At 37.8% G+C, this 26,907-nt stretch carries 31 protein-coding genes; 24 read left to right on the top strand and 7 right to left on the bottom strand.

Translation table 11 applies throughout. The annotated features are described in order from the left end of the window. Nucleotides 1–5 precede the first annotated feature (5 nt). The 5 genes from yunB (at nt 6) to C9J35_RS08365 (ending at nt 3,144) form a co-directional block, all read left to right on the top strand. Entirely contained in the window at nt 6–803 is a 798-nt protein-coding gene (gene yunB / locus C9J35_RS08385; RefSeq protein ID WP_107924152.1) for a sporulation protein YunB, read from the top strand. A gap of 116 nt (nt 804–919) precedes the next feature. After that, entirely contained in the window at nt 920–1,843 is a 924-nt protein-coding gene (lipA, locus tag C9J35_RS08380; protein ID WP_107924151.1) for a lipoyl synthase, read from the top strand. 33 nt (nt 1,844–1,876) lie between these two features. Next, nucleotides 1,877–2,230: a YutD family protein gene (locus tag C9J35_RS08375; protein ID WP_107924150.1), complete on the top strand. Its 354-nt coding sequence runs from the start codon at nt 1,877–1,879 to the stop codon at nt 2,228–2,230. Nucleotides 2,231–2,359: 129 nt separating this feature from the next. Next, nucleotides 2,360–2,887, top strand: a complete 528-nt coding sequence (locus tag C9J35_RS08370) for a D-glycero-alpha-D-manno-heptose-1,7-bisphosphate 7-phosphatase (protein ID WP_107924149.1) — start codon at nt 2,360–2,362, stop codon at nt 2,885–2,887. 44 nt (nt 2,888–2,931) lie between these two features. Continuing rightward, nucleotides 2,932–3,144 (top strand): hypothetical protein, encoded by a 213-nt coding sequence (locus C9J35_RS08365; protein WP_193767163.1) that lies wholly within the window; start codon nt 2,932–2,934, stop codon nt 3,142–3,144. A 305-nt stretch (nt 3,145–3,449) separates the two neighbouring features. On the opposite strand, the gene C9J35_RS08360 is transcribed toward C9J35_RS08365, so the two are convergent. Next, complete coding sequence (locus tag C9J35_RS08360) at nt 3,450–3,716, bottom strand: DUF3055 domain-containing protein (RefSeq protein WP_107924147.1); 267 nt, start codon at nt 3,714–3,716, stop codon at nt 3,450–3,452. Between the two features lie 88 nt (nt 3,717–3,804). On the opposite strand from C9J35_RS08360, the gene C9J35_RS08355 reads away from it, so the two are divergent. After that, nucleotides 3,805–4,257 (top strand): DUF86 domain-containing protein, encoded by a 453-nt coding sequence (locus C9J35_RS08355; protein WP_107924146.1) that lies wholly within the window; start codon nt 3,805–3,807, stop codon nt 4,255–4,257. Then, a complete protein-coding gene (locus tag C9J35_RS08350) occupies nt 4,254–5,006 on the top strand; it encodes a TIGR01457 family HAD-type hydrolase (RefSeq protein WP_054767607.1) in 753 nt (250 codons plus the stop codon). The genes C9J35_RS08355 and C9J35_RS08350 overlap by 4 nt, the downstream gene beginning before the upstream one ends. A gap of 84 nt (nt 5,007–5,090) precedes the next feature. On the opposite strand, the gene C9J35_RS08345 is transcribed toward C9J35_RS08350, so the two are convergent. Next, nucleotides 5,091–5,327: a YuzB family protein gene (locus C9J35_RS08345; RefSeq protein ID WP_054767608.1), complete on the bottom strand. Its 237-nt coding sequence runs from the start codon at nt 5,325–5,327 to the stop codon at nt 5,091–5,093. 175 nt (nt 5,328–5,502) lie between these two features. Here C9J35_RS08345 and C9J35_RS08340 point away from each other — a divergent pair, with 175 nt between their 5' ends. Beyond that, nucleotides 5,503–6,570 (top strand): NAD(P)/FAD-dependent oxidoreductase, encoded by a 1,068-nt coding sequence (locus C9J35_RS08340; RefSeq protein ID WP_054767609.1) that lies wholly within the window; start codon nt 5,503–5,505, stop codon nt 6,568–6,570. A 75-nt stretch (nt 6,571–6,645) separates the two neighbouring features. Here the strand turns inward: C9J35_RS08340 and C9J35_RS08335 are convergent, their stop codons facing one another. Beyond that, the gene (locus tag C9J35_RS08335) at nt 6,646–6,981 is read right to left on the bottom strand and encodes a YuzD family protein (protein WP_054767610.1); all 336 of its coding nucleotides are present in this window, start codon (nt 6,979–6,981) and stop codon (nt 6,646–6,648) included. 84 nt (nt 6,982–7,065) lie between these two features. Between C9J35_RS08335 and C9J35_RS08330 the strand changes: the two genes are divergently transcribed. Then, complete coding sequence (locus tag C9J35_RS08330; protein WP_024364841.1) at nt 7,066–7,302, top strand: NifU family protein; 237 nt, start codon at nt 7,066–7,068, stop codon at nt 7,300–7,302. Between the two features lie 45 nt (nt 7,303–7,347). On the opposite strand, the gene C9J35_RS08325 is transcribed toward C9J35_RS08330, so the two are convergent. After that, nucleotides 7,348–8,040, bottom strand: coding sequence for a DUF2225 domain-containing protein (locus tag C9J35_RS08325; protein WP_107924145.1), 693 nt, complete (start codon nt 8,038–8,040; stop codon nt 7,348–7,350). A gap of 184 nt (nt 8,041–8,224) precedes the next feature. Between C9J35_RS08325 and C9J35_RS08320 the strand changes: the two genes are divergently transcribed. Beyond that, nucleotides 8,225–8,599, top strand: coding sequence for a HesB/IscA family protein (locus C9J35_RS08320; protein WP_107924144.1), 375 nt, complete (start codon nt 8,225–8,227; stop codon nt 8,597–8,599). A gap of 521 nt (nt 8,600–9,120) precedes the next feature. Beyond that, nucleotides 9,121–10,206, top strand: a complete 1,086-nt coding sequence (locus C9J35_RS08315; protein ID WP_107924143.1) for an SH3 domain-containing protein — start codon at nt 9,121–9,123, stop codon at nt 10,204–10,206. A gap of 391 nt (nt 10,207–10,597) precedes the next feature. Here the strand turns inward: C9J35_RS08315 and C9J35_RS08310 are convergent, their stop codons facing one another. Then, nucleotides 10,598–11,089 (bottom strand): CarD family transcriptional regulator, encoded by a 492-nt coding sequence (locus tag C9J35_RS08310; protein WP_167395936.1) that lies wholly within the window; start codon nt 11,087–11,089, stop codon nt 10,598–10,600. Nucleotides 11,090–11,233: 144 nt separating this feature from the next. On the opposite strand from C9J35_RS08310, the gene C9J35_RS08305 reads away from it, so the two are divergent. From C9J35_RS08305 to C9J35_RS08280, 6 genes are all read left to right on the top strand, one after another. Beyond that, a complete protein-coding gene (locus C9J35_RS08305; RefSeq protein ID WP_107924141.1) occupies nt 11,234–11,692 on the top strand; it encodes a MarR family winged helix-turn-helix transcriptional regulator in 459 nt (152 codons plus the stop codon). 265 nt (nt 11,693–11,957) lie between these two features. Continuing rightward, a complete protein-coding gene (locus tag C9J35_RS08300) occupies nt 11,958–12,455 on the top strand; it encodes an NUDIX hydrolase (protein ID WP_107924140.1) in 498 nt (165 codons plus the stop codon). A 24-nt stretch (nt 12,456–12,479) separates the two neighbouring features. Continuing rightward, nucleotides 12,480–14,231 (top strand): sensor histidine kinase, encoded by a 1,752-nt coding sequence (locus C9J35_RS08295; RefSeq protein ID WP_107924139.1) that lies wholly within the window; start codon nt 12,480–12,482, stop codon nt 14,229–14,231. A 4-nt stretch (nt 14,232–14,235) separates the two neighbouring features. Next, the gene (locus tag C9J35_RS08290) at nt 14,236–14,982 is read left to right on the top strand and encodes a LytR/AlgR family response regulator transcription factor (RefSeq protein ID WP_107924138.1); all 747 of its coding nucleotides are present in this window, start codon (nt 14,236–14,238) and stop codon (nt 14,980–14,982) included. 118 nt (nt 14,983–15,100) lie between these two features. Beyond that, nucleotides 15,101–16,894, top strand: coding sequence for a carbon starvation protein CstA (gene cstA / locus C9J35_RS08285; protein WP_107924137.1), 1,794 nt, complete (start codon nt 15,101–15,103; stop codon nt 16,892–16,894). Nucleotides 16,895–17,163: 269 nt separating this feature from the next. Beyond that, nucleotides 17,164–17,493 (top strand): YuiB family protein, encoded by a 330-nt coding sequence (locus C9J35_RS08280; RefSeq protein ID WP_010857490.1) that lies wholly within the window; start codon nt 17,164–17,166, stop codon nt 17,491–17,493. 89 nt (nt 17,494–17,582) lie between these two features. On the opposite strand, the gene C9J35_RS08275 is transcribed toward C9J35_RS08280, so the two are convergent. Then, nucleotides 17,583–18,065, bottom strand: a complete 483-nt coding sequence (locus C9J35_RS08275; RefSeq protein WP_107924136.1) for a divergent PAP2 family protein — start codon at nt 18,063–18,065, stop codon at nt 17,583–17,585. A 125-nt stretch (nt 18,066–18,190) separates the two neighbouring features. Here C9J35_RS08275 and C9J35_RS08270 point away from each other — a divergent pair, with 125 nt between their 5' ends. The 7 genes from C9J35_RS08270 to cysI all read left to right on the top strand — a co-directional run bounded on the left by C9J35_RS08270 (nt 18,191) and on the right by cysI (nt 25,493). Beyond that, on the top strand, nt 18,191–19,699 hold the full coding sequence (locus tag C9J35_RS08270) for a leucyl aminopeptidase (RefSeq protein ID WP_107924135.1): 1,509 nt from the start codon (nt 18,191–18,193) through the stop codon (nt 19,697–19,699). A gap of 67 nt (nt 19,700–19,766) precedes the next feature. Further along, a complete protein-coding gene (locus C9J35_RS08265) occupies nt 19,767–19,979 on the top strand; it encodes a uroporphyrin-III methyltransferase (RefSeq protein ID WP_107924134.1) in 213 nt (70 codons plus the stop codon). Between the two features lie 270 nt (nt 19,980–20,249). Continuing rightward, nucleotides 20,250–21,026 carry a uroporphyrinogen-III C-methyltransferase gene (gene cobA, locus C9J35_RS08260; protein WP_107924133.1) on the top strand — a complete coding sequence of 259 codons (777 nt, stop codon included), beginning with the start codon at nt 20,250–20,252 and terminating at the stop codon, nt 21,024–21,026. A 12-nt stretch (nt 21,027–21,038) separates the two neighbouring features. Then, nucleotides 21,039–21,761, top strand: coding sequence for a sirohydrochlorin chelatase (locus tag C9J35_RS08255; RefSeq protein ID WP_107924132.1), 723 nt, complete (start codon nt 21,039–21,041; stop codon nt 21,759–21,761). 23 nt (nt 21,762–21,784) lie between these two features. Continuing rightward, nucleotides 21,785–21,934 carry a YezD family protein gene (locus C9J35_RS08250; protein ID WP_107924131.1) on the top strand — a complete coding sequence of 50 codons (150 nt, stop codon included), beginning with the start codon at nt 21,785–21,787 and terminating at the stop codon, nt 21,932–21,934. 30 nt (nt 21,935–21,964) lie between these two features. After that, complete coding sequence (locus C9J35_RS08245) at nt 21,965–23,755, top strand: assimilatory sulfite reductase (NADPH) flavoprotein subunit (RefSeq protein WP_107924130.1); 1,791 nt, start codon at nt 21,965–21,967, stop codon at nt 23,753–23,755. Between the two features lie 16 nt (nt 23,756–23,771). Beyond that, nucleotides 23,772–25,493: an assimilatory sulfite reductase (NADPH) hemoprotein subunit gene (gene cysI, locus C9J35_RS08240; RefSeq protein ID WP_107924129.1), complete on the top strand. Its 1,722-nt coding sequence runs from the start codon at nt 23,772–23,774 to the stop codon at nt 25,491–25,493. Nucleotides 25,494–25,823: 330 nt separating this feature from the next. Here the strand turns inward: cysI and C9J35_RS08235 are convergent, their stop codons facing one another. Then, nucleotides 25,824–26,894 (bottom strand): sulfate/molybdate ABC transporter ATP-binding protein, encoded by a 1,071-nt coding sequence (locus C9J35_RS08235; protein ID WP_107924128.1) that lies wholly within the window; start codon nt 26,892–26,894, stop codon nt 25,824–25,826. Between the last annotated feature and the right edge of the window lie 13 nt (nt 26,895–26,907).

Raw genomic sequence — 26,907 nt, 5'->3', positions numbered from 1 at the left:
ACGTTATGGAACAGGAGGAGATTTTTTTGTTATTCCCTCGAAAAAGAATGAAATTAAGAACAAATAGTAACAAAGGTTTACCGCTAAATCGTTTAACCTTGCTAATTGTAAGTAGTATCGTATGCTTATTGCTATTTTTGTATTTTTTAAATGAACGTCTTATGCCCACCTACTTACAATATGCAGAAGTACAAACCAATAAAATAGCTTCCTATGTTGTAAGTAAAGCTATCAATTCACGTACTTCCAATGTATTAGACGTCAATGATATTATCGAAGATTTACCACCAGGAGCGTCTGAAATGGTGACGACAAAATTTAATACGGAAATTATTAATCGTGTCCGTGCAGAAACCTTGGAACTTGTAAAAATGTATTTAGAACAGGCTGAGCAAGGAGAGCTGGCACACTTGCCGGAATTAGAAAACGTAGAGTACGACATTAATAAAATTCAAGAAGGTGACGGCATTGTTTTCTTTGTACCGCTTGGGCAAGCTGCAAATATTCCATTGCTCGGAAATTTAGGACCTAAAATACCTATTCGTTTTCATGTAATTGGCAATGTGCATAGCAATGTTACATCAAGCATTCAAGAGTTTGGCATTAATAGTGCCTATGTGGAGGTAGGGATTCATATAGAGGTAAACGTGCAAATAATTGTTCCATTTGCAAGTAAATCTTCTACAGTGTCACAAGATATTCCAGTAGCAATGGGTTTGACAAGAGGACCAGTACCACATATTTATACAAATGGTAGCGAAGCGCCACAGCCATCACTTGAGGTACCTGTACCTTATGATTAGAAATGTTGCTTGAATAGTAAATGTTAGTTGTTGCCGTTCGTATATTATGTTACATTGACAACAGTGAAGGTAGATGATATTTAACAATATATAATTTTGATAGGGGCGAAATTTGTATGACATCTTGTAAACCTACAAGCAAGGAAAAAGAAGAATATTTAAGAAAACCAGACTGGCTAAAAATCAAACTAAACACGAACGATGAATATAAAGGGCTAAAAAAGCTCATGCGTGAAAAAAATCTACATACAGTATGCGAAGAAGCACGCTGTCCTAATATTCATGAGTGCTGGGGTGAACGCCGTACAGCTACAATGATGATATTAGGATCTGTTTGTACACGTGCTTGTCGTTTTTGTGCTGTAAAAACAGGTTTACCGAATGAGCTAGATTTAGCTGAACCAGAACGAGTAGCGGATTCTGTAGCAATCATGAACTTAAAGCATGTTGTTATTACGATGGTTGCTCGTGACGACTTAAAAGATGGCGGATCAGAGGTATTAGCTGAAACGGTACGTGCAATTCGTCGCAAAAGTCCTTTGACTTCTGTTGAAGTTTTACCATCTGACCTTGGCGGTATCAAGGAAAATCTCCAATTTTTAATGGATGCTAAACCTGATATTTTAAATCATAATATCGAAACTGTACGTCGTTTAACACCAAGAGTACGCGCGCGTGCGAAATATGAACGTTCGTTAGAATTTCTTCGATTAGCTAAAGAAATGCAACCAGACATTCCAACGAAGTCGTCGTTAATGATTGGTTTAGGAGAAACTCACGAAGAAATTTTAGAAGTTATGGATGACCTACGTGCAAATAATGTAGACATTATGACGATTGGCCAATATTTACAACCAACGAAAAAACATCTACCTGTAAAAAAATATTATTCACCAATAGAATTCGGTAAATTACGTAAAATTGCTATGGAAAAGGGCTTTAAGCATTGTGAAGCAGGACCGCTTGTACGTAGTAGCTATCATGCAGATGAGCAAGTGAATGCAGCGACAAAAGAACGCCAACTACAAGCAGATGTGTAAAGCTAAAAGCTAGAAAAGAAAGGTGGTGTCACTTTGATAATTATTGAAGGATATGAATACGAGCTTATCAATGATTTCCGAGAGGCTTTTCAAGAGGAAGCCTTTAAAGAACGGTACTCGGATATTTTAGCAAAATATGATTATATCGTAGGGGACTGGGGTTATAATCAGTTACGTTTAAAAGGTTTTTTTGATGATAAAAATCAAAAATCTACCTTTGATACAAAAATCAGTACGCTGCAAGATTACTTATATGAATATTGTAATTTTGGCTGTGCTTATTTCGTATTACGTAAATGCGGTAAAACGGTACAGCAACCTGAAATGGCAATAAACGAAGCAGCCGAAGTGGCAGAGCCTGTTGACAATCCACGAATAACAGAATAGCAATAATCATGACCTGATGCGGAAATTTGCATCAGGTTTTTTTAGTTTTATTAGGTTTTATAAAATTGGTAACAATATAAAAAGAATGAGTACTACGACAACATATTTTGGCGTAAAGGTGTGAGACTAATGAAAAAAGCTGTATTTTTAGATCGTGATGGTGTCATAAATGAAGTATTAACGAATAGAGTTAAATTTGTAAATAAACCGCAGGATCTCTATTTCTTGCCGTCTGTTCCACAAGCAATAAAAAAATTGAATGAGTTCTTTGATTTTGTATTTGTGGTGACCAATCAAGGTGGTGTTGGATTAGGATATATGAAGGAATCAAAACTTCAACAAATACATGTCCATATGATAAAAGAATTGGAAAAAAAGGGGGCCATTATTCATGAAGCTGTTTATTGTCCTCACAAACCTAAGGCAGGCTGTGGTTGCCGCAAGCCAAATAGCAAACTAATTGTTGATTTAGGAAAAAAATATGATATTGATTTAGCGAAATCCTATATGGTAGGGGATACGGATACAGACATAATAGCTGGCAAAAGAGCTGGCACGAAAGGTGTTTTTTTAGGAAAAAGTGACCCTCTGGCAGATGCGATTTTCCCTGACTTAATCAGTGCTGTCGATTGGATTATAGAGGATGCAACTGCATAACTAGCTCAATTGTAAATGTCTTTTCACAAGTATAAAACACATGAATGAGGTTAATTTATGTAGTGGAGGTGATTATTTTGGCTAAAGAAAAGCGAAAAAAAAGTGAATTAGATCGAGAAGAATATGGCTATGGCTATGATATTAGTGTAGATGATTTAGCAGTAATCGGACAAAATAACCAAGCAAAAAAACAAAATGATAATGAAAATAAAGACAAGCCGCACAATAAAGACAATCCTTCAATTATCAATCAATAATTCAGCGGACGGTAATAATGTCCATCTTTCTGTAAAGGACACTTAGCTGCACATTGATCGGTCAAGTTACGAGCGCTTCGAAGTGACAACATGTTGGTCATGTAGACGTGTACTGCTGTCGCTTCGTTGATGACCCAGCGCGAGGGGACTCAAGCCTTGCTGGGGCTTCTACTTTCACCACAAAATGTTGCGGCAGAATTCGTTAGCATACTAGAAGTATTTCTAGTATGCTATTTTGACTTTTGGATAGTATCCCTTTTTGAGTCAGAGGTGACTGCAATATAAAAAACACCCATGCAAGGGTGTTAGTTAAGTAATTCTCGTAAGTATTCACGTAGTTCGATTGTCTCTTCCTCGGAGCGATTGTATACGTGTTCGAGATAGCCGGGCTCTTCCACATCGTCTGGACCAATTATCGCGAAACGGCCAAATTGAATATCCATTACCAGTACTTTGCCAAAGAAACGGCTAGATTGTAAAATTGCTAAGTCGTAACGTAGCTTTTGGCCAGCAAAACTGACAAAGCGTGTTTTTGTATCTTCTACATCATCATATAAGAAAAAACGTTCCATCTTTTAATCTCCTTCCAGTCCTATAGATATGGTACTATAGAAGAGAAATGACTATCAACTTTAAATGATTTGAATGGGGGCTTTCCTTGTGTATTTTGTAGATCGTAATAAAATCACAAAAAATTTACAGTACTTAGATGGACTTTTAGCTATTTTGGAGTCAGAGGATAACTGGCAACAAAATGATATTAAAAAATTAGCAATTGAGCGTATTGGCCACAATGTGATGGAATCAATGATGGATGTTGGCAACTTAATGATTGATGGCTTCATTATGCGTGATCCAGGTAGCTATGAGGATATTATTGATATTTTAATCGATGAAAAAGTTGTAACTGCTGACATGGAAGCATCTTTAAAAGCGGTTGTTGGCTTACGTAAAATGCTTGTTCGCGAATTTATAAATGTAGATATTGCTGAAGTGGTGAATGTGTTAACAAACAATTTACCAACATTGAAGCAGTTCTCACCAGCTGTAAATAGTTACTTAACAAATGAATTAGGCCCTGTTTCAGCATTTTTACCAGAGGATCATCAATGAAAACTTACAAGGCATATTGCTTTGATTTAGACGGCACCGTATATCGTGGAAAGGAAGGCATTCCTTCAGCGATTACTTTTATACATGGATTACAAGAAACAGGAATTGAGCCATATTACGTGACGAATAATTCATCAAAAACGAGAGAACAATTGCAAGATGCTTTACGTGCAATTGGTGTGGATGCACCACTTCAACATATCTATTCAAGTGCTTTAGTAACTGCAAAATATATTTCCTTAAACTTTGCTGGCCAAAAAGTGGCGATGATGGGCTCGGATGGTATTCGCACGGCGCTATTTAATGAAGGAATAGAACTTGTAGACACCGACCCAGATGTCTTTGTAATGGGAATTGACCGGACACTTGATTATATGGCACTCGCTAAGGCCACAATTGCTGTACAAAATGGCGCTACATTTATAGCTACAAATCAAGACATTAAATTTCCAACAGAGTATGGTTTCTTACCTGGGAATGGTGCGTTTGCAAGGTTAGTAGGAGAAGTGGCAGATGTTGAGCCAACTTACATTGGTAAACCATCGCCCGCAATGCTTGAAGTGATAGCCGCCGAGCATGGCTTTACAAAGGATGAAATGGTAATGATTGGCGATAATTATGATACGGATATTATGTGTGGTATAAATTTCGGCTGTGACACCATTCATGTCAACACTGGTGTAACACCTACTAAAATTGTTCAGGATAAAGAACTTCAACCGACTTATTGTATGGAAGCATTAGTATAAATTATAAAAAAGGATGCTTATGTCGAATTTTTCGACATAACATCCTTTTTCTATGTTTAAAAGAATTGATTTTAGTAAATAAAATTACCATAATGGATTTTCTTCGATAAATTGATAAATGGCTTTTGTTAGCTCTTGCGGAGAATCAGCCTCTACTAATTCACCATTAACGATGGCGTAAAAGGATTCTGAGCACTTGGTGCAATAACTAAGACAGCCATATTCCAAAACGTCGATATTTGGGTCGCGTTCGAGTATTTCATAGGTTTCTTGTGAGCCATTTGCTAAATTACTTACACAAAATTCAACCATAGGATTCATACGTGTCACCTCACCATTGTAATGCTACTCGCTTTTGAAACGTTCGTCAACGATTGATTTTGTGAAAACTTTCACAAATTTGCATTCTTATATTGTGAAACATCTCACAATCGGTTATACTCGTTTGTGGATACTTTGTGAACAATTATTATTCGTGATATAAAAGGAGACTATTATGGGGAAATTAGTACTTTTAGGTGGCGGCTATGGCAATATGCGTGTCATGCTTCGTCTATTACCAAATAACTTACCTTTAGACACGGAAATCGTGCTAGTAGACCGAGCACCTTTCCATAGTTTAAAAACAGAATTTTATGCATTGGCAGCAGGGACATCGACAGACAAAGAAATTCGTGTAAGCTTCCCAGAGCATGAACGTTTAACGGCTGTATATGGAGAAGTCGTTGACATCAATCGTGCAGAAAAAGTAGTCCTACTAGAAGATGGGCAACGAATTGAATATGATGATTTAGTCATTGGACTAGGCTGTGAAGATAAATATCATGATGTACCAGGTGCAGAAGAGTACACTTATAGCATTCAAACAATGGCAAAATCACGTGCAACATTCCAAGCGCTTTGTGGTTTACCAGCAGGTTCTACAGTCGGTATTGTCGGTGCTGGTTTAAGTGGTATTGAGCTTGCTAGTGAGCTACGTGAAAGTCGAGCAGATTTAAAAGTGAAACTATTTGACCGCGGTCAACGTATTTTAAAGGACTTCCCAGAGAAGCTAAGTAAGTACGTAAAAGATTGGTTTATCAAGCATAATGTAGATGTAATCGCAAATTCTAATATTACGAAAGTGGAACCAGGTAAAATTTTCAATCATGAAGATGAAATTCCACTTGATGCAGTAGTTTGGACAGCTGGAGTACAGCCTGTGAAAATTGTACGTGATTTAGATGTTGAAAAGGATCGTCAAGGACGTCCAATCGTAACACAATACTTTAATGTGCTTGATGATGAGCATGTATATGTTGTAGGGGATTGTGCCTCTTCAGAGTTTTCTCCAAGTGCACAATTAGCTGAGGAACAAGCGGAACAAATCGTTAAAGTACTGCGTATGCGTTGGAAGGGCGAGCATTTACCAGAGAAAATGCCGGATATTAAATTAAAAGGATTCATGGGCTCTCTAGGTAAAAAACAAGGATTTGCTTATTTAGCAGATACAACTGTTACTGGACGTATCGCGCGATTGATGAAATCGGGATTATTATGGATGTATAAATATCAAAACGATTAATCACACAGTGGAAATACTGCCATTGGAAAAGGGATTGATTCAAAGGTTAACTTTGAACAATCCCTTTCAAATTGGTTAAACAGTTTCGTCTGGCGTGAAGCCTAAATCTTCGAGTGCAGTAAAGACGGGTTTTAATTGCACATAGCCTTCTCCTACGACTTCATTATTAATAAGGACAAGTGGATAGAAAAATTCATCTTCTTGGATACGCGTTGCGTAATCTTGGTCACGTTCATTCTCAATTGGGCCTTCTATATCGACATAGCGAATATCATATGCTTGGTTTGGATATTTACGATCAATCGCAGCTTGTAGCCATTCATATGTATCTTTAGAAGATGGAGCATTGACACAGCTTGCGCAAATGACAGCTGTACCATAAATTTCGATAATCGGTTTTGTGTATTCCATAGTATTTCTACTCCCCCGTGATTCAATATTGGATTTTTTCTGTTGCTAACATTATAATCATTATAAGGAAAGGAGTCGAGACAAATGGCAGAAGCAACAATTAACGACCAAGTTCAAGAAGTATTAGATAAATTACGTCCATTCTTACTACGTGACGGTGGAGACTGTGAATTAGTAGATGTAGAGGATGGCGTTGTAAAATTACGTTTATTAGGAGCCTGCGGTAGTTGCCCAAGTTCTACGATTACACTAAAAGCAGGTATTGAACGTGCATTATTAGAAGAAGTACCAGGTATCATTGAAGTAGAACAAGTATTCTAATGATGATTAAAAAGTTCTAGCCGATAAGGCTAGAACTTTTTAAGTTTATACTTGTCGCGCTTGTTCTTTTTCTTTACGAATAACGGCCCATTGCTCTTTAGCCATATCGATAACCTTTGCTTCGCCACCAGTGCTTTGCTTTTCGATAACTCTTGAAAAGAAGCGTGTCGCATTTTCTAAATCACCAATGCGTCGGGATAATTCTGCAATCATATACATAATACGTACATCGGACATTTGCGTAGAGCTATAATCCTCAGTAGAATAAGATTCCATATAATGGTCTCGGGAAATTTTCATAAAACGTTGCTCTTGCCCTTCATTTTTTAGCGAACGATACAGCCATGCAAGACGCAATGCAAGACCTGCTGTTGCAACGAATCTTTCTTTTTTTATGGTCCCGCAAAGAAAGGCTAGTTTATAAGCTTGAATTGCTTGGAATACGGTGCGTTCCCCTTTAAAATCATGATGTACCCATTTTTCGGTAATTTGACGACGAATATCATCTTGTACGCCAGGTGCGAAATATCTGGTAAAGTCTTCTGTAAACGAGAAGCCACAATGCTCACAGACCAATACATTGTAGTATAGGGCATTGACATTATCTGCATAAATCGGGTGGAAGTCAGTGTCGGTATGATCTACCTTTATGAATTTAGAGCGTACTTTTAATGTTGGAAATTCTTTCTTACAATTAAGACATTGGATTTTTTTTTCGTAATACGGTGAAATCTCCATAATTTATACCTCTTTCATCGACGTTATTATAACTATTATACCAATTCATTTGTTATGTACATGAATAAAAAATACTAATTAAGTGAATAAAAAGGGAATATTGCTAAAAATACACTTGAAGCTGAATGTTTGTCATACAATGGTCAAAATTGATATGATAATGGATAAGAAAGAAGGTGAAGGGATGACAAGTTTAAAGCAAGTAATAGAAGTGACTGAAGCGGCAGTCTTTCATATTAATGAAATGATGGAGCATAATGAAGAGCAAGGTTCTTTTTTACGCGTCGTTGTGAATGGTGGCGGATGTAGTGGCCTATCGTACGGTATGCATTTCGATAAAGAGAAAAAAGATGAGGATTTCGAAGATGTACAGCATGGTTTAACTATTCTTGTTACCCGCGAAGATGCGCCTATTTTAACGGGAACGAAAATTGACTATAAACAATCGCTTATGGGCGGCGGGTTCACCATCGATAATCCAAATGCTATCGCATCGTGTGGCTGTGGCACAAGCTTTAAAGCGGCAAAACGTGAAGGTACGCCTGAGGTTTGTGATTGATTGAATATTTTGGGAATATTGAATTAGGGTCGTAAAACAGTAGAAATTGGTGTGTAAACAATCCTGAAAATGTGTAAACACAACCCTAAAATGATGTATTTAGGATTGTAGTTACTAAGCCTTTTTGATTTGTATGTTGCGAAAACATATCAAATTGAGGAGGCTTTTTTTGTATGGTTTTAAAAAAGAAGAAATGAACAGCTATCGGTAAGGTGGCAATGGAGAAGGAATATCCAAAGATTTTTTCTAGCTCTATATTTTAGAAGAAAACAGTTCTTGAAAGATAAGAATCCCCGGCGAATGTCACGGATTTAGAAGAGGATTTTTTCGAGCGAGTTCGAAAAAATCCAGACACATTCTTTATATGCGCCTCAGCAGCAATTATGCTGAGGCGTAATTGTTACCATTATATGTTTTATTGGTCATTACAAACTTAAAATTTAGTAATAGATATTATGGAAATATATACAGTCAATAGGATAAATGGTAGAATAGTGAAAATATATAAGGGGGTAAATTGATTGAATATACTCAAGAAATGGTTTGTTGCAGTTTTTGTACTCGTGATGCTATTTAGCATACAGCACCAAGTAGCAGATGCGGCTGATTATCGAACAGTGAAGGTTGTAAGTGGCTCAACCTTGCTTGTGAGAGAGTCGCCGAATGATACAGCCAATTCCATTGGTAATCTAGCTAAGGATGAATTTGTAATAGAGTTTTCTTCTTCAAATGGTTGGTCTCACATTCAAGCAGGAGATGTAAAGGGATATGTTACTTCTTCTTTTTTAAGTATTCCACCTTCCACCATTAAAATCGCAAAATCTAAAAGTGGTCTTGTTGTGAAATCTGAGCCATCTCCTTCAGCGCCAACATTAGCTACATTAAAGTATAATATGATTGTGGAAGACTATGGATCAGTAGGGAATGGTTGGTCATTTGTGCAATATGGCAATGTGGTAGGCTATGTTAAATCCGATTTTATTGGGCAGGCTAAAACAACGACAAAGTACGTTAATACTGGTAGTGGGGTTATTGTTCGAAATATTGCTAGTCAATCTGGAGCTTCAGTAGGCTCATTAAGTAATGGTACACAGGTAACTGTACATGCTACATTAGTAGGTTGGTCTTATGTGACCGCTGGCGATATCAAAGGATACGTAGTAGATGCATTTTTATCCACAAAGAAACCTGTTGTGCCTTTCAATAATATTAACTTTAAATTGACTATTCGTGATGTAGAGAAAAATGAAAAATCAAAGTTAATACAAAAACTTCAAGATGGTAGAGAGACTTATTTAATCTATGAAACAACAAAATATGGCTATTCAGCAGAGTTGACATACATTTTTTTGGGTGGGCAATTAGAGTATATTAGCTATGATTTTCTTCCTGAACAAGATAGTTATCACACATGGGATCAAATGTCTACTTTACATGACCGACTACATAGACAAGGGGTTACAGAATTTGGTAATTACTATCAATTTACCTATACAAAATATAGCAGTTTACATTCAAACTGGGAAAAGAATGGCTACACAGCTTTGATCACTGTGAATGATGACAATCTTTATACATCAGCAAGATTAACGTATTATCGTAAATAAAATTTCGCTCTAAATGAACACTTTCTAACAAGTACATAGAGATTTGTGTGCACTGCTTGAATAGTTGGAAGGACTTTATACTTGATGAACTTGATTTGAAGACGTAGAGAGCAGAGCATTAAACCGTTTCATATTAAAGGGTACATGTAAGAGAGACAAAGAGTAGCTAATGAGGTCAGCGATACGATAAGCAACAACCTCGCTTCCAATATCTTGTTGATAAGAATTTATTGATGAACCAGATAATCCTATGAGGAGAATAAAGAATCTCAAAGAAGAAGAAAACGGTAGCAGGTACGCCATAGGTCTGGTTATATTGACTATGAAAAGAAGCCACGATGATTTCTTGAGAGAAACAGTCGTGGCTTCTTTATGTACCGTCAATAAATTGTTAATTAAGTTGTGTTAATACATATTCATAAATTTCATCTGATGGTTTATCGAGGGCAATGGAGAATTCGGAAAATATAATTTCTTGTAAAGATTGAAGTAATTTTTCTTCTTGATTTGGGAATTTTTTATCGTTTGCCTCATATTCTAACTTTTTACGAAGCAAAGTGTTTAAGAGGTTTGCTTGTTTTTGTCTATCGCCGGTTTTAATGATTTCTACATGGAATCTCATGCGATGAGTGTTTTGTTCAATCCACTCCACGCCGGGAGACGTAAACGAATGTAAAATTTCAATTGCTTCTTCTTTTTCAATAATATTTCTAAGCTGTTTTTTTGCATTGTTAGTAGGGGTACGAATTGTTAATTTTAAATCGTTGAATGGTTGTAAAACGTAATAAGTTTTTGTAATGTCGCTAAAGGTTTGTTCACAAATATCTTCAATTGAACAAAGTCCATGTGATGAATAAATGACTACATCGCCAACATTGTACATGTATATTCCCTCCATCAAACATTATTGTCAACTAAGTTGACTAAATTAATTGTAAGCAATTAAATGACTTTTGTCAACTTAGTTGACGAATGTGCTTTTTTTTTGTATAGTGATTACGAAAAATATGGAATGAAGGTGAACTAGTTGAAGGACGAATTGCAAAATCGAGATGTAATTGATTTGTTGAGCGAACGTCACGAAGTACTTCGACGACTTGCTGAAGATAAGTGGAATCATAATCATAATATTTATATCTCTAATTCAGAATGGTGTATTTTGGGGAGGATTTATAAGAATCAACCGACGATTTCGGAAGTAACGAAAGACGTTGATTTTTCTCGACAAGCCACGCATAAATTTATAAAAAGTTTAGAAGCAAAAGGCTTGGTGGAGGTTAGCAATGCCGAGCATAGTAAAAAACACAAAGTGATACGTATGACGGAATTTGGTGAAGTTTGCTATGAGAAAAATGAGCATTATAAATCGGAAATCGAACAGCAACTGGTCGACACAATTGGAGAAGAACAAGTGACAAACTTAAAAAATATACTAAACCTTAATTGGAGTATTGAGCATTTAGAAGCGAAACATCCAATTGCTTAGTCTTGCATTGTGTTTTGGTACCGCTCTCGAATGAAGTCTAACTATAAATTAGTGTGGGTAAGAAAAAGGTATACATAATAATGCGCTATTTTTAGTTGGTTGACATCATGCTGCTATAGAAAAATTTAAAAGTCTCTGTCGTTTTTACGGTAGAGGCTTTTTAGTGTGGAAAGGAGTATGAAACATTAAATATCTAATAATTCAAAATTAACGCTTCAAACACTAGAAAATGAAAAGTTATAATAAGGACATAGAGGTGAAGGATATGAAGAAAGATAGAGGAAAAGTTTGGCTAGGGGTAGCGGGGGTCACTGTTAATCAGCTTGGACAATGGCTTGTTGTTAAAAAAGCATATAGTGGTTTACATGGACGTTGGTCATTACCTGCTGGTTTTGTCAATGCAGGTGAAACAATTGATGAAGCAATTGTACGAGAAATAAAAGAAGAGACTGGGATCGACTGTTTAGTATCGGGCTTAATTGGTTTCCGAACAGGAGTCATCCGAAATGACATCAGTGATAATATGGCCATTTTTTATTGTAGGATGAGTGATGAGCAACAAGCATTATGTATTCAGGAAAATGAATTGCTAGAAGCGAAATGGCTGTATCCAAAAGAGCTTGCACAAGATGAAATGACTTCTGTGATGCTGAGGGAAATGGTGTTCAATCAATTTGAAAAACATCGACTGGACGCGATAGAGGGTATTAATCCAGGAGATGTATTTGGTTACTCATCCTATAAATTGTTCTTTAAAAAGTAAATGCGATAGCGGAGGGGACCTATGATGGAACTTTTTTTGTTTATGTTGGAGCGGGTAGGGCTGATTATCGTCTTTGCCTTTTTAATGTCAAGGTGGCGACTCTTCAGAGATATGCTATTCCAAGAACAAGGATTGAAAGAAAAAATATGGCTTGTCCTTATTTTCAGCGCATTGAGTGTCGTTAGCAGTTATACGGGTATCAAAATCGAAAGTGGTACAATTCATCCACTAAATCAGATGATACATAGTACTATAAATGCGGAAGAAGCCATTGCGAATACCAGACTAATTGGTGTTGCGATTGCTGGAATATTTGGAGGGCCCTTTGTTGGCGTCTGTGTGGGTATTATTGCTGGAGTTCATCGAATTACACTTGGCGGTTTTACTGCGATTGCCTGCGGTGTCTCAACAATATTAGCCGGATTCATCACAGGTGGTTTAAGTCAGCAGTTAAAAATCCGTCAAACTTTCTCCTATAAAAAAGCTGTTATGATAGGGATTTGCGCAGAAACCCTGCAAATGATTGTTATTTTAGCCATCGCAAGGCCATTTGAACAGGCATTACAATTAGTTTCGTTAATTGCGATGCCCATGATTATGATGAATGCTTTTGGAATTTTTATATTTTTTATGATTATTAAAACGTTTATTGACGAGGAAGAGCGTACAAAGGCATTACAAACACATCAAGCCTTTTCGATTGCACAACTTACAATTGAGCATTTTCGCAAAGGTTTAAATGAAGAATCGTGCCAAACGGTTGCAGAAATTATCAAAAGAGAGATAAAGGTCGATGCAGTCGCCATTACGGACACCAATGGAATTTTAGCGCATGTGGGTGTCGGTGAAGACCACCATTTAATACATCGTGAAATCATGACGTCGCTTACGAAGCGGGTTTTAGTAGAGGGGCATATTATTACAGCTACATCTGCAAAAGAAATCCATTGCCCACATCACGACTGTCCGTTAAATGCAGCAATCGTATTACCATTAAAAGTACAGCAACACACGGTAGGCACGTTAAAGCTCTATTTTATGAATGCAACTTCTTTAACAGGAGTTAAGAAGGAGCTAGCAGAAGGACTAAGTCGACTATTCTCATCACAGCTTGAATATGCTGAAATTGAAAGACAGAGGAAATTATTAAAGGATGCTGAAATTAAAGCACTTCAAGCACAAGTACATCCACACTTTTTCTTTAATAGCCTCAACACGATTTCAAGCTTAATTCGTACAGATGCAAATGAAGCGAGAGCATTACTGTTAAAACTTAGCACATTTTTCAGAAGTAATTTACAAGGAGCGCGTCAAATGCTCATCCCGTTAAAAAATGAAATTGACCATATTGAAGCTTATTTGGCGATTGAGCAGACCAGATTTCCTAATCGCTATAATGTGCAATTTCAAGTAGATGCGTCACTTTTCGATGTGCACATTCCCCCATTTACCTTACAGCCACTTGTTGAAAACGCAATTTACCATGCTTTTAAAAATCGCAAGGAAGGCAAAATTTTTGTGCAGGTACAACGAGTCGATAATAAACTCTTACTATTAACTGAGGATAATGGTTGTGGTATGAGAAAAGAGCAGGTTAAACAGCTAGGAAAAAGCATTATGCAATCTGAGCAAGGAACAGGTACTGCCTTGTGGAATATTTATCAGCGTATACATGAAATTTATGGAAAAGAAGCAGATTTTCAAATTTTAAGTACGTTAGACGTGGGGACGAAGATTAAAATTCAACTACCTTTAAAAGCTACAAGATGGGAGTAGACACATGTTAAATGTATTTATTGTAGATGATGAACCTTTAGCAAGAGCTGAATTACGTTATTTACTAGACCAAACCAAGCTAGTGCATATCACAGGAGAAGCCGATAATATAGAAGAATTATTAAAGAATTCTCAGTTTGGACAAATAGACTGTGTATTTTTAGATATTGAGCTAGGTGTTGAAAATGGTCTAGAGTTAGCAAAAAAACTTGAGCAAATCGTACATAAGCCTGAAATTATTTTTGCAACGGCCTATGACGAGTTTGCATTACAGGCATTTGAAGTGAACGCATTCGATTATATATTAAAGCCTTTTGAAGCAGAGCGTGTACAACATGCAATGGAAAGGTTAATGGCAAAAAGAAATGCCACCCAAGCCAAAACAATGGAAGCGTTAAAGTATTTGCAATTAGACAAGCTTGATAAGCTGACAGTGTATGTAAACGATCGAATTTTACTCATTAAAATACAGGAAATTTTGTATTGTACTTCTGAAGATAGTAAGACCATTATTGTCACTGACAACGGCAGTTATTTTGCCTCCGAATCATTAGTGGCGCTTGAGAAAAAGCTTGCTTTAAAAGGTTTTGTACGCGTGCATCGTGCGTTTATCGTCAATTTAGAGCATATTGTGGAGCTAGAGCCTTGGAGTAGTTCTAAATATAATTTGATTTTGCATAATAGGCATTCTATTCCAGTGAGTCGGCTATACATGAAGGATGTACGTAAGATTTTTGATTTAACAAAGTAGTTGCATTTCAACCGAAGAATATATCCTTTCAACTTTAATTTCTGACATTTCAGTGAATTTAACGAATATTTGTTTATTTCATTTGCTATGATGTGAAAAAAGTAAAAGGAGTGATTTGATGAATGCGATTACAATTGTAATTGGCTCCATTTGTGTACTGATGATTAGCTATCGTTTGTATGGCATATTCTTTACTAAGAAAGTATTAAAAATTACAGATGATACACCCACCCCAGCGCACACTATGGAGGATGGTAAAGACTATGTGCCGACGAATAAATGGGTAACATTTGGACATCATTTTGCGGCAATTGCTGCAGCAGGCCCGTTAGTAGGACCGATTTTAGCAGCACAGTTTGGTTATTTACCAGGACTACTTTGGTTATTGATTGGTGCAGTGATTGGTGGTGCAGTACATGATGCTGTTGTGTTATTTGCCTCTATGCGCCATGGTGGTAAATCATTATCTGAAGTAATGAAAGAGGAGTTAGGTCCTGTCGCAGGTTTTTGTACAGGACTGGCCATGCTATTTATTATTACGATTACAATGGCTGGGTTATCAATGGTTGTCCTTGGAGCGTTAGAACGCAATCCTTGGGGAACTTTTGCGGTAGGGATTACGATTCCGATAGCGATGCTAGTCGGTATCGCCTATCGAAAAACCGGAAATCTACTTGTCACGTCAACGGTTGGCTTTATATTGCTCATGATTGGTGTATTTATGGGCCCAATGATTCAAGGGACAGCCTTAGGTGATTTTTTAACATTTGATCGTGATATTTTAGCTATTATTCTACCTATCTATGCATTTTTTGCGGCGGCTTTACCTGTGTGGCTATTATTAGCGCCGCGTGATTATTTAAGTAGCTTTATGAAAATCGGCGTATTTATTGCTTTAATCATCGGTGTTTTCTTCGTAAATCCAATGATTCAATTCCCGCCAATTACAGAGTTTATCCATGGGGGTGGTCCTGTCATTGCAGGTCCAGTGTGGCCATTCGTCTCAATTACTATTGCTTGTGGCGCGATTTCGGGTTTCCATGCCTTCGTTGGTTCAGGGACAACACCCAAAATGATTAATCGTTGGGAAGATATTCGTATCGTTGGTTTTGGTGCGATGTTAGTAGAATCCTTAGTAGGAGTCATGGCATTAATTGCTGCAACAGCTCTTCATCCTGCAGATTATTTTGCTATAAATTCAGCACCAGCTGTCTTTGCAACATTAGGTATGGAAACAGTACATTTACAAACATTAGCGCAGAGCATAGGAATGGATTTAGAGGGGCGAACAGGTGGTGCAGTGACCCTTGCTGTTGGGATGACTGATATTTTTACAGGTATTCCTTGGTTCGCAGAAATGTCCTCTTTTTTCTATCAGTTTGTCATTATGTTTGAAGCGGTCTTTATTTTAACAGCCATTGATGCGGGGACACGTGTAGCACGTTACTTAATTCAAGATTTTGGTGGCAATGTTTATAAGCCGTTAAAACGTACAGATTGGATTCCTGGTACAATTGTCGCGAGTGCATTAGCATGCTTTATGTGGGGGTACTTATTGTATTCTGGGGATATTAGCTCCATTTGGGTTTTATTTGGTGTGTCAAATCAGTTAATGGCATCAATTGGTTTAGTATGTGGTGTAACAATAGTGTTAAAAGTGGCAGACAAGCGAATATATGCGCTAACATGCTTTATTCCATTAGCTTATTTATATGTCACTGTCAATGTAGCAGGTTATTGGATGATTAAGAACGTTTATTGGAATTCGGCAGCTGCTGGTTACAATGTGCTAAATGGTGTATTGTCAATCATTATGCTGATTCTAGGTTTAATAATTGTTATTACGGCCATCAAAAAGTGGGCAGAACTTTGGAAATCGCCAAGGTTCTTATTAACGCAAACTTCATCCTAATTATAGAATAAGGCTATTGAAAACTAGTTTTGTACTAGTTTTCAGTAGCCTTTTGTTGAGATGCATGGCCATAAGCTTACATTTTGGCGTTATGGATAAGCTTGTTTTATGTGAGCAAAAAACAGTGGAATAAAATTAAACATCTTATAATGCCCGAAATCTTCTTCCTCATTTTAAATATGACAAACAAGCGAAATCAAGGACTTGTTCATTGAAAGCATTGTTGTTATCAGGTAAACTAATGAGAGGAAAATGGAGGTTATACATAGATGGATGGTCCAGTTTCATTAGTACAGTTAATCATTTCAATTGTGTTATTTTTCGTCATGTTTTTTGGTATCGGATTCTTATTGAATATGTTACTGCGTATGACATGGTTAATGGCGGTTGTGTATCCAATTGTAGTTGTCTTTATTGTAGATGATGTAAGCTTTTTAGATTATATTTTCAAACCAGGTACGGCATTTCCAGCCCTTTTAGATAAATTGCAAGCACTACAAGTTGTAGATATTTCAATTTTAACAGGTGGATTTGCAGGTGCAATTGTCGCAGGGATTGTGATGATTTTTTTACGTAAAAATGGCTATCGCATGTTTTAACGTTATTTAATTGCGCAACCGAGCCCTAATTATGTCAAGGCAAAAACAAGAAAGGAGTTGACTCGAAAATTGAGTTAACTCCTTTTTCTTTATTGAATGAATTGATAGATGATGATGGCAATCAAAATACCAGTTAGTGCCCCGAAAAATACCTCACTACGCTTGTGTCCAAGTAATGTTTTTAACTCTTCCATTTTTTCTTGTCCATCCATTTGTGGCCATTCTTTAATATCTCGTATCAGTGTTTCAAAATCTTTGCGGAGTTGATTAAGGACTACAGCGTGTTGACCAGCTTGATAGCGAACACCGCTAGCGTCATACATGACGATAAATGAAAACATGGCGGCAACAGCAAAAACAGGAGAGTTGAGCCCAGCTTCGTAGGCAATAGAGGTTGTTAGCCCTGTGACGGATGCGGAGTGTGAACTAGGCATTCCCCCAGTTGACGTAAAAAGGCCCCATTTAATTTGTTTTGTCATTAAAAAATGAATAGGAATTTTTACAAATTGTGCAAAGAGAACACAAAAAAGGGCGACCAGTAAAGGGGTATTTTGAAGTATACTCACACACATCACAACCTTCGCTTAATAGTACATTTATTATAACATTCATTATTTTCTAAAAGAAGAAATAGCCAAATATTACGCTCTTTTTTGAAAGTTAGGTATAATGGAAATATTGAAATGGAGGAATTGATATGCATATTGTAAAAGAAGCAAAAACATTTGAAACGATTTCTACTGAAGTACTGGTTGTAGGGGTCACAAAACATCGTGAACAAATGCAGGATTGGACAAACTTTTCAACATTTTATGGAGCATCACTAGACACTTGGTTAAGTGTAGGAGACGTATCAACAGAGCTGAAAAAAATTACTAAATTACCATTCGTCAAGGAGCACACAAAGCTAAAACGAATTTTATTTGTTGGGTTAGACGAGCGTAAAAACTTAACAGAAAGCGATTTACGTACTGCATTTGGTTTAGTGGGTAAAGAGCTGCGCGCTTTAAAAGTAAAAGAATATTCTATCTGGCTTGAGTCTTTTACAACAGATACTATTTCTGTAACAGATGTTGCGTTTTTAGCTGGTGAAGGTACAGGACTTGGTTACTATGCAATTCCTCATTATAAAACAACTTCTAATGAAGTAGATCGTCGTATAGATGCAGTTCATCTTGTAACAGCAGCAGAAGATATAGATGTGGTTGTTGCTAGCTATGAAGTAGGTATTATTTATGCAGATGCTGTAAATGAAGCACGTAGTTTAATTAATCTACCGCCTAATTTATTAACAGCAATAGACCTAGCAAATTATGCAGAGTCACTAGCTGCTGAATATGATTTTGAGGTTGAAATTTTAGATAAAGCGCAATTAGAGGAGCTTGGTATGGGTGGTATTTTAAGCGTGAATCAAGGTTCAGTTGAAGAACCTCGTTTAATCACTTTAAAATATAAAGCAACCGATGATTTTGCTGATCCAATAGGTCTTGTTGGTAAAGGTGTTACATATGATACAGGTGGCTATTCTTTAAAACCAAAAGATTCAATGGTCGGGATGAAGGGTGATATGGGAGGTGCAGCTGCAGTCCTTGGTGCTATGAAAATTATTGGCGAATTACGCCCTAATAAAAACGTAGTAGCGGTGATTGGTTCTACTGACAACATGGTATCAGGTCTTGCCTTTAAACCAGATGACGTCATTACGATGTATAGTGGTAAAACGGTAGAGGTATTAAATACAGATGCAGAGGGACGTTTAGTACTTGCAGATGCTACTACCTATGCCAAACAGCAAGGTGCTACAGCATTGATTGATGTGGCAACATTAACGGGTGGTGTGATTACAGCGCTTGGTATGGATAAAACCGGTGCACTAGCTAATGATGATGAATTTTTTGCTGCTTTCATGGAAGCTGCTCAGGAAACAGATGAATTTGTATGGCGTATGCCGTTAACAGAAAGTGATAAAAAACGTATTCGTAAGTCAGATGTTGCAGATTTAAATAACTCACCAGGCCGTGACGGTCACATGATTTTCGGTGGAGGTTTTGTTGGTGAGTTTGTCGGTGATACACCTTGGATTCATTTAGACATTGCAGGAACATCAGATGCGGTGGCTACACATGATTTAGGACCAAAAGGTGGTACAGGTGTAATGGTACGTACATTGGCTAACTTTGTGCAACGTCTAGGAGAAGAAAAATAAGGTAGGCAATAAACACGTGGGTTATGTTCCCTCTTTACATAAGATAGAGTAAAAAGGGAGGTAGCATATGCGAAATTTCGGAGGATATCCAGGGGGCTTTGGGGGTTTCTTATTGCCGTTTGGTGCGCCATTTTTTGGAGGGTTTTTAGGAAGTTTAATTGGCTCACAATTTAATCAGTATCCTTACTATCCATATTATCCAAACTATCGTCCATATCCACCACGTCCACCATATTTTCGACCTGGTCCACCATTCCCACGTTATGGAAGGCCATATTAACTCAATATGACAGACGTAATAAGTAATCAACCAGTTATCGATAATGAATCGGTGACTGGTTGTTTTTTATGAAGGACAATTAGCAAGTACTAAATTAACTGTTGACAGAATATACTAAATTATTTATTATTCTTATTATATTACTAAGAATTAAATGCGAAGCTGACTAGCAAACTAGAGGCTCCTATTATTCACGGCATTGCTATGCCCATGGATGATATGGGCCTCTTTTCTTTCTCAACGAAGAATGCAGAAAAAGGAGGGGATTAAGTGGTAAAAGTTCATATTGTAGGAGCAGGACCTGGAGATGTTGACCTCATTACAGTAAAAGGACTACGTTGCATTGAAACAGCAGATATCATTTTGTATGACCGACTCATTAATAAGGAGTTGCTAACATATGCCAAAAAGGGTGCCAAACTGATTTTTTGTGGCAAGTTACCTAGTCGACATGCCATGATTCAAGAGCAAATCAATCGTGCACTAGTTAACTATGCCCAACAAGGCTTGAATGTAATCAGATTAAAGGGTGGTGACCCATTCGTTTTTGGAAGAGGTGCTGAGGAAGCAGAGGTGCTTGCACAGCATAACATACCGTTTGAAATTGTACCGGGTATCACCTCTGGTATTGCAGCACCAGCTTATGCAGGAATTCCTGTTACACATCGTGACTTAAGTTCAAGTTTTGCGATGGTTACTGGGCATATGCAAGAAGGTAAGGATGATAGCATTCAGTGGGAAAGCTTAGCAAAGGGTATTGATACGATTGCGATTTACATGGGGGTTGGTAATCTACCTTACATTCGTCAGCAATTGCTCAAATACGGCCGAGAAGAAAAAACACCCGTCGCACTTATTCAGTGGGGAACATTTGCGCAGCAAAAAACTGTAACAGGTACTTTGGCGAATATTGAAGAGGTAGTCAAAAAGGAAAACATTCAAAATCCTAGCATAATTGTTGTCGGGGAAGTGGTGACACTGCGTGAAAAAATTCAATGGTTGGAAAATGTTAAGCCAGAACCCCTAATAGAAGAAATATCTGTGTAAGGAAGTGTTTTCATGCAGGCAATTTTATATATTGCACATGGTAGTCGGGTTAAGGCTGGTGTGGAGCAAGCCGTTGCATTTCTTCAGCGAGTGCAACAGGAAATTGAACTACCGATTCAAGAAATTTGTTTTTTAGAATTAGCTGAACCAACAATTGCTGAAGGTATAGAGTGCTGTATCCAACGTGGAGCAACAGCCATTGCCATCATGCCAATTTTATTATTAGCCGCCCAGCATGCAAAGCACGATATTCCTCTAGAAATAGAACAAGCAAAAATACAATATCCTACTGTAAGGTTTACATACGGTAAGCCACTCGGTGTACACGAACTATTGATAGACACGTTACAAGCACGCATTTTAGATACTCACTACACTACTGATCAAGCAAATGTTTTACTCATAGGACGTGGTAGTAGTGATCCTGCAGTGAAGCTCGATTTAGCAAAAATCGCGACAAGATTGCGTGATAAATATGCATATGTAGCAGTAGATACGTGTTTTTTATATGGAACGGGTCCGACCTTTGAAGAGTGGTTACAGCAAAAGCAAGATAACGACAACCGTGTTTTTATTGTGCCTTATTTATTGTTTACAGGCATCTTACGTCAGAGTATTACAAAGCGTTTGGTGAGTTATGAGGAAAAGAACATTATTTTATGTGAAAGCCTTGGCTATGACGACAATGTAAAGAAAGCTTTAGTGGAACGTATTCATGAATTATTACAACTTTAAAATTTAAAGGAAGGTGTTTCGTAATGGTAGATAAGAGGACGGAAAATATAAATCTAGCATTAGATAATGTCCGACAAATTTTAAATACTGTGAACCACGGATCGATTACATTGATTGTACAAAATTCCTATGTGGTCCAAATTGAAAAGAAAGAAAAAATACGTCTTAGATAACTTTTAAAATAATACGCGAGGTGGCAAAGTTTGAAACTGCAAGTAATAAATAGTCCATTTAGTGAGGAGCAGGTAAAGCTATTAAATGAGCTTCTTCCTAAATTAACAGTAGAACAGAAAATCTGGTTAAATGGTTATTTAAGTGCATCACAAGCAGCCGTAAATGCAGTTGTAGAGGAAGCACCACTAACAGTAACACCAACTACTAAAGCAGTAACCGTTTTATATGGTTCACAAACAGGTAATAGTCAGGGTTTAGCTGAGAAATACGCAGCAATATTAAAAGAAAATGATGTGGAAGTAACCATCTCTTCCCTAGCGAGTTTTAAACCAAATAATTTAAAGAAAACAACGAATCTATTACTCGTTGTTAGTACACATGGCGAGGGAGAGCCACCAGATCAAGCGATTCAGTTTTATGATTTTCTGTATAGTAAGCGAGCACCAAAATTACAACATCTTCATTATTCAGTGCTGGCATTAGGGGATAGTTCCTATGAATATTTCTGTAAAACAGGTAAGGATTTTGATGAGCAGTTCGAGAAGTTAGGAGCAACACGTATCGCTCCACGTACAGATTGCGACTTAGATTATGATGAACCGGCTGCTCAATGGTTCACAGCTGTACAAGAGGCCTTACTTCGAAGTACAGCTACAGCAACTATAACTAACAATGGTGAAGTAGATGTAAAGGGAGCTAAATCTTCTTATTCTCGTAAAAATCCTTTTTATGCAGAAGTATTAGAAATTCTAAATCTTAATGGACGTGGTTCGAACAAAGAAACATATCATGTGGAGCTTGCTATTGAAGGAGCTGACTTTCATTTTGAACCTGGAGATAGTATTGGAATTCAGCCGGAGAATGATGAATCCTTAGTAGATGCTTTGTTGACAGCACTGCAATTAGAGGGGCAATCAAAAGTAACTGTATTGGAAGAATCATTAACCTTAAAAGAAGCATTACAGAAAAAGCTAGAAATTACAGTTTTATCGAAACCTTTATTACAAAAAATTGCTGCTTTTACAGTAAGTGAGGATTTTGATGCTTTACTTAAAGATGATACAGCATGGAAGAGCTATGTAAAAGGCCGTGATTTACTAGATATTGCCGAAGATTACGCACCGTTTTCATGGGATGCACAGCAATTTGTTTCGTTGTTACGCAAAATTCCTGCGCGCCTTTATTCAATTGCTAGCAGCCAGAAGGCAAATAGTGATGAGGTACATTTAACGATTGGCAAGGTTAGCTATGAAAACAATGGTCGAACACGACTTGGGGTATGTTCAGGCAGTATTGCTGAGCGAATTCAGGTTGGTGACCCATTGCCAATTTATGTTCATAAAAACCCGAATTTTAGATTGCCAGAGCAAGAGGAAACACCAATTATTATGATTGGTGCAGGCACAGGGATTGCCCCTTACCGTGCATTTTTAGAGGAACGCGAGGAATTAGGCTTAGAGGGTAAATCATGGCTATTCTTTGGCGATCAACATTTTGTAACCGATTTTCTGTACCAAACAGATTGGCAACGCTGGTTGGCTTCAGGGACATTAACAAAAATGAATGTAGCTTTTTCTCGTGATACGGATAAAAAAGTTTATGTTCAGCATAAAATCGAGGAAAATGCAGAGACCTTCTATAAGTGGCTTGAGCAAGGCGCTGTAATCTATGTGTGCGGCGATAAAAAATCAATGGCGTCGGATGTTGATCGGACAATACTTCACATTATTGAACAGCAAGGGCAAAAAACGGCTGAAGAAGCAAAAGCCTTTGTAAAAGAGTTAAAACAACAAAAACGCTATCAACGTGACGTTTATTAATCAAGGAGCGATAAGAATGACGAAAAAAATTGTATTGCCACCGCAACTCGGTACACCTAGTGATGTTGAACGTATTAAAACGGAAAGTAATTATTTACGTGGTTCGCTTGAACGGACAATGAATGATCCATTAAGTTCAGGAATTCCTGAAGATGATAATCGCCTGATGAAATTCCATGGTAGTTACTTACAAGATGACCGCGATCTGCGAAATGAACGGCAACGTCAAAAACTTGAGCCAGCCTATCAATTCATGGTGCGCGTCCGTGCCCCTGGAGGCGCAGCAACACCAGCACAGTGGCTTGTAATGGATGAAATGGCAAGGAAGTATGGTAATGGATCGTTGAAATTAACTACACGACAAGCATTCCAAGTGCACGGTATTTTGAAATGGAATGTCAAAAAATATATGCAGGAAATCAATGATGTACTCCTGGATTCTCTCGCTGCGTGTGGGGATGTCAATCGAAATGTCATGTGTAATGTCAATCCAAATCAATCAGCATTACATGAAGAAATTTACAATTGGTCCGCAAAACTTAGTGAGCATTTACTGCCAAGAACACGTGCGTATCATGAATTGTGGTTAGATGGTGAAAAGATAATTGATAGCCAGGACGAAGAGGTTGAGCCGATTTATGGAGCACAATACTTACCGCGTAAATTTAAAATCGGTATCGCTATCCCACCGAGTAACGATGTAGATGTTTACTCGCAAGATATTGGTTTAATCGCAATTGTTGAACAAGACAAACTAGTAGGCTTTAACGTAGCAGTCGGCGGAGGCATGGGGATGACGCATGGGGATCAGGAAACATATCCTCAACTTGCTCGTGTCATAGGATTTATCACGCCTGATAAGCTATTGGAAACAGCAGAGAAAATTATTACGATTCAACGTGATTATGGAAATCGTTCCGTGCGTAAAAACGCGCGCTTTAAATACACAATTGATGCCAGAGGACTTGAGTGGTTTACGACGGAATTACATCGTCGCCTTGGTTGGGAAATGCAACAGGCGCGCTCGTTTACCTTTGAACGTACAGGTGATGAATTCGGCTGGATTAAAGGGGCAGACGGCAACTGGCATTACACATTATTCATACAAAATGGACGCATTAAAGATTTTGAGGATTATCAGCTGTTAACAGGCTTACGCGAAATTGCAAAAGTGCATACAGGTGATTTCCGTTTAACGCCTAATCAGAATTTAATGATTGGTAATGTAGCACCACAGAAAAAGAAAAAAATTGCAGCCCTTATTGAGGAGTATCAGCTAACAGATGGCGCATACTACTCAGCGTTACGCCGCAATTCAATTGCCTGTGTTTCTTTACCAACTTGTGGTCTAGCGATGGCGGAGGCAGAACGTTATTTACCTGCACTCATTACGAAGATTGATACTATTATCGATGAAGCTGGTCTACATGACACAGAAATCGTCATACGTATGTCTGGCTGTCCTAATGGCTGCTCGCGTGCAGCAATGGGGGAAATAGGCTTTATCGGTAAAGGACCCGGAAAGTATAATATGTACCTAGGTGCAAGTTTTACTGGTAATCGTTTAAACAAGATTTATCGTGAAAATATCGGAGAAGAAGAAATTTTAGCAGAGCTTCGTCCAATACTTTTACATTATGCGAAAGAGCGTGTGCAAGGCGAGCATTTCGGTGATTTCGTTATTCGACTAGGCTATGTAGAAGCAGTATTTGACGGGCAACAATTCCATAATAGTTAAGATAAACATTAAAAGACTATGCAAAAAATATTATTTTTTTGCGTAGTCTTTTGTGTTTGCATGAGAATGAAACTAAGTTGAAATCCTTTTCGTAGTCTTCTGTATTTCGTAAGCGTGGAAAAAGGGAAACGTTGGCCACAGGAAAAGTACGGAAACCCAGCAGATGGGCGGCGAAAATCGTCATGTCTATGAGCGCTAGCTGCACAAATGCGGTGAGCTGGTAAGCAACGTAGCACACACCGATACAGCTTCGTTCATTCCCGTAATAAATGAAAAGGAACTTTCCCCTATGAAAAATAGTAAATTTAGATTTAGGTAGCCCCTTATTTATTAAATCGAGAAATCCTCTGGGATAAATACTTTTAATTCCTTTGGTTTTACAAATACTTCATCACCAACCTTGAGCTGAAGTGTATGGTATTGTTCTTTTGAAAGTTCCGCCTCTAAATATTCATCCACATCCTTACGCCGTAACTCAATCTGCACGATTGGCCCCAGTAAATGAATATGGCTTACTTTGGCAGGAACAGTCCCCGATACAGCTGTTTTTTCAATTTGAATATTGTGTGGACGGACGTATCCAACTGCATCCTCTTGCGTATGAGCATATGAGTCAGGGACAGCAATAGTAAATTCGCCATGTGTCAAGTGACCGTTATGTAAACGTCCCTTAAAAAGATTGACATTCCCTAAAAAATCATAGACGAATGGACTCTTTGGATGTGTGTATACTTCATCTGGACTACCGATTTGCTCGATTTGACCATTATTCATCACGACGATGCGATCAGCCACATCAAGCGCTTCTTCTTGGTCATGTGTCACAAAAATACTTGTAATGTGGAACTCATCATGAAGCTTTCGCAACCATCGCCGTAGCTCTTTACGCACCTTGGCATCGAGTGCGCCGAATGGCTCATCTAATAGCAATACCTTGGGCTCGACTGCAAGGGCTCTGGCAAGTGCTACACGCTGACGTTGTCCACCAGACAGCTGTGTTGGATAACGCTCTGCAAAATTTTCAAGCTTTACAAGTTGCAGTAGTTCCATTACTTTATCCTTTATCTTTTCCTTCGAAGGCCTTGTTTTCCGCGGACGTACCTTAAGTCCATAAGCAACATTATTAAACACTGTCATATGGCGAAATAGTGCGTAATGTTGGAACACAAATCCAACATTACGCTCCTTTGGATGGCGATTTGTAATGGTTTGACCGTCAAACAAAATGTCGCCGCCATCAGAGGCTTCAAGCCCTGCTATAACTCGCAGTAGTGAAGTTTTACCAGAGCCAGAAGGGCCAAGTAATGCGATTAGCTCTCCCGATTGAATATCGATGGATACATCCTTTAAAGCTTGAAAAGAACCGAATCTTTTAGAAACATTTTGAATTTGAATGCTCATGCAGGTAATTCCC

It is taken from the genome of Lysinibacillus parviboronicapiens (assembly GCF_003049575.1).
GTDB classification, from domain to species: domain Bacteria; phylum Bacillota; class Bacilli; order Bacillales_A; family Planococcaceae; genus Lysinibacillus; species Lysinibacillus parviboronicapiens.
The sequence above is the reverse complement of the archived record's forward strand: the minus strand, read 5'-3'. Positions and strand labels throughout refer to the sequence as shown.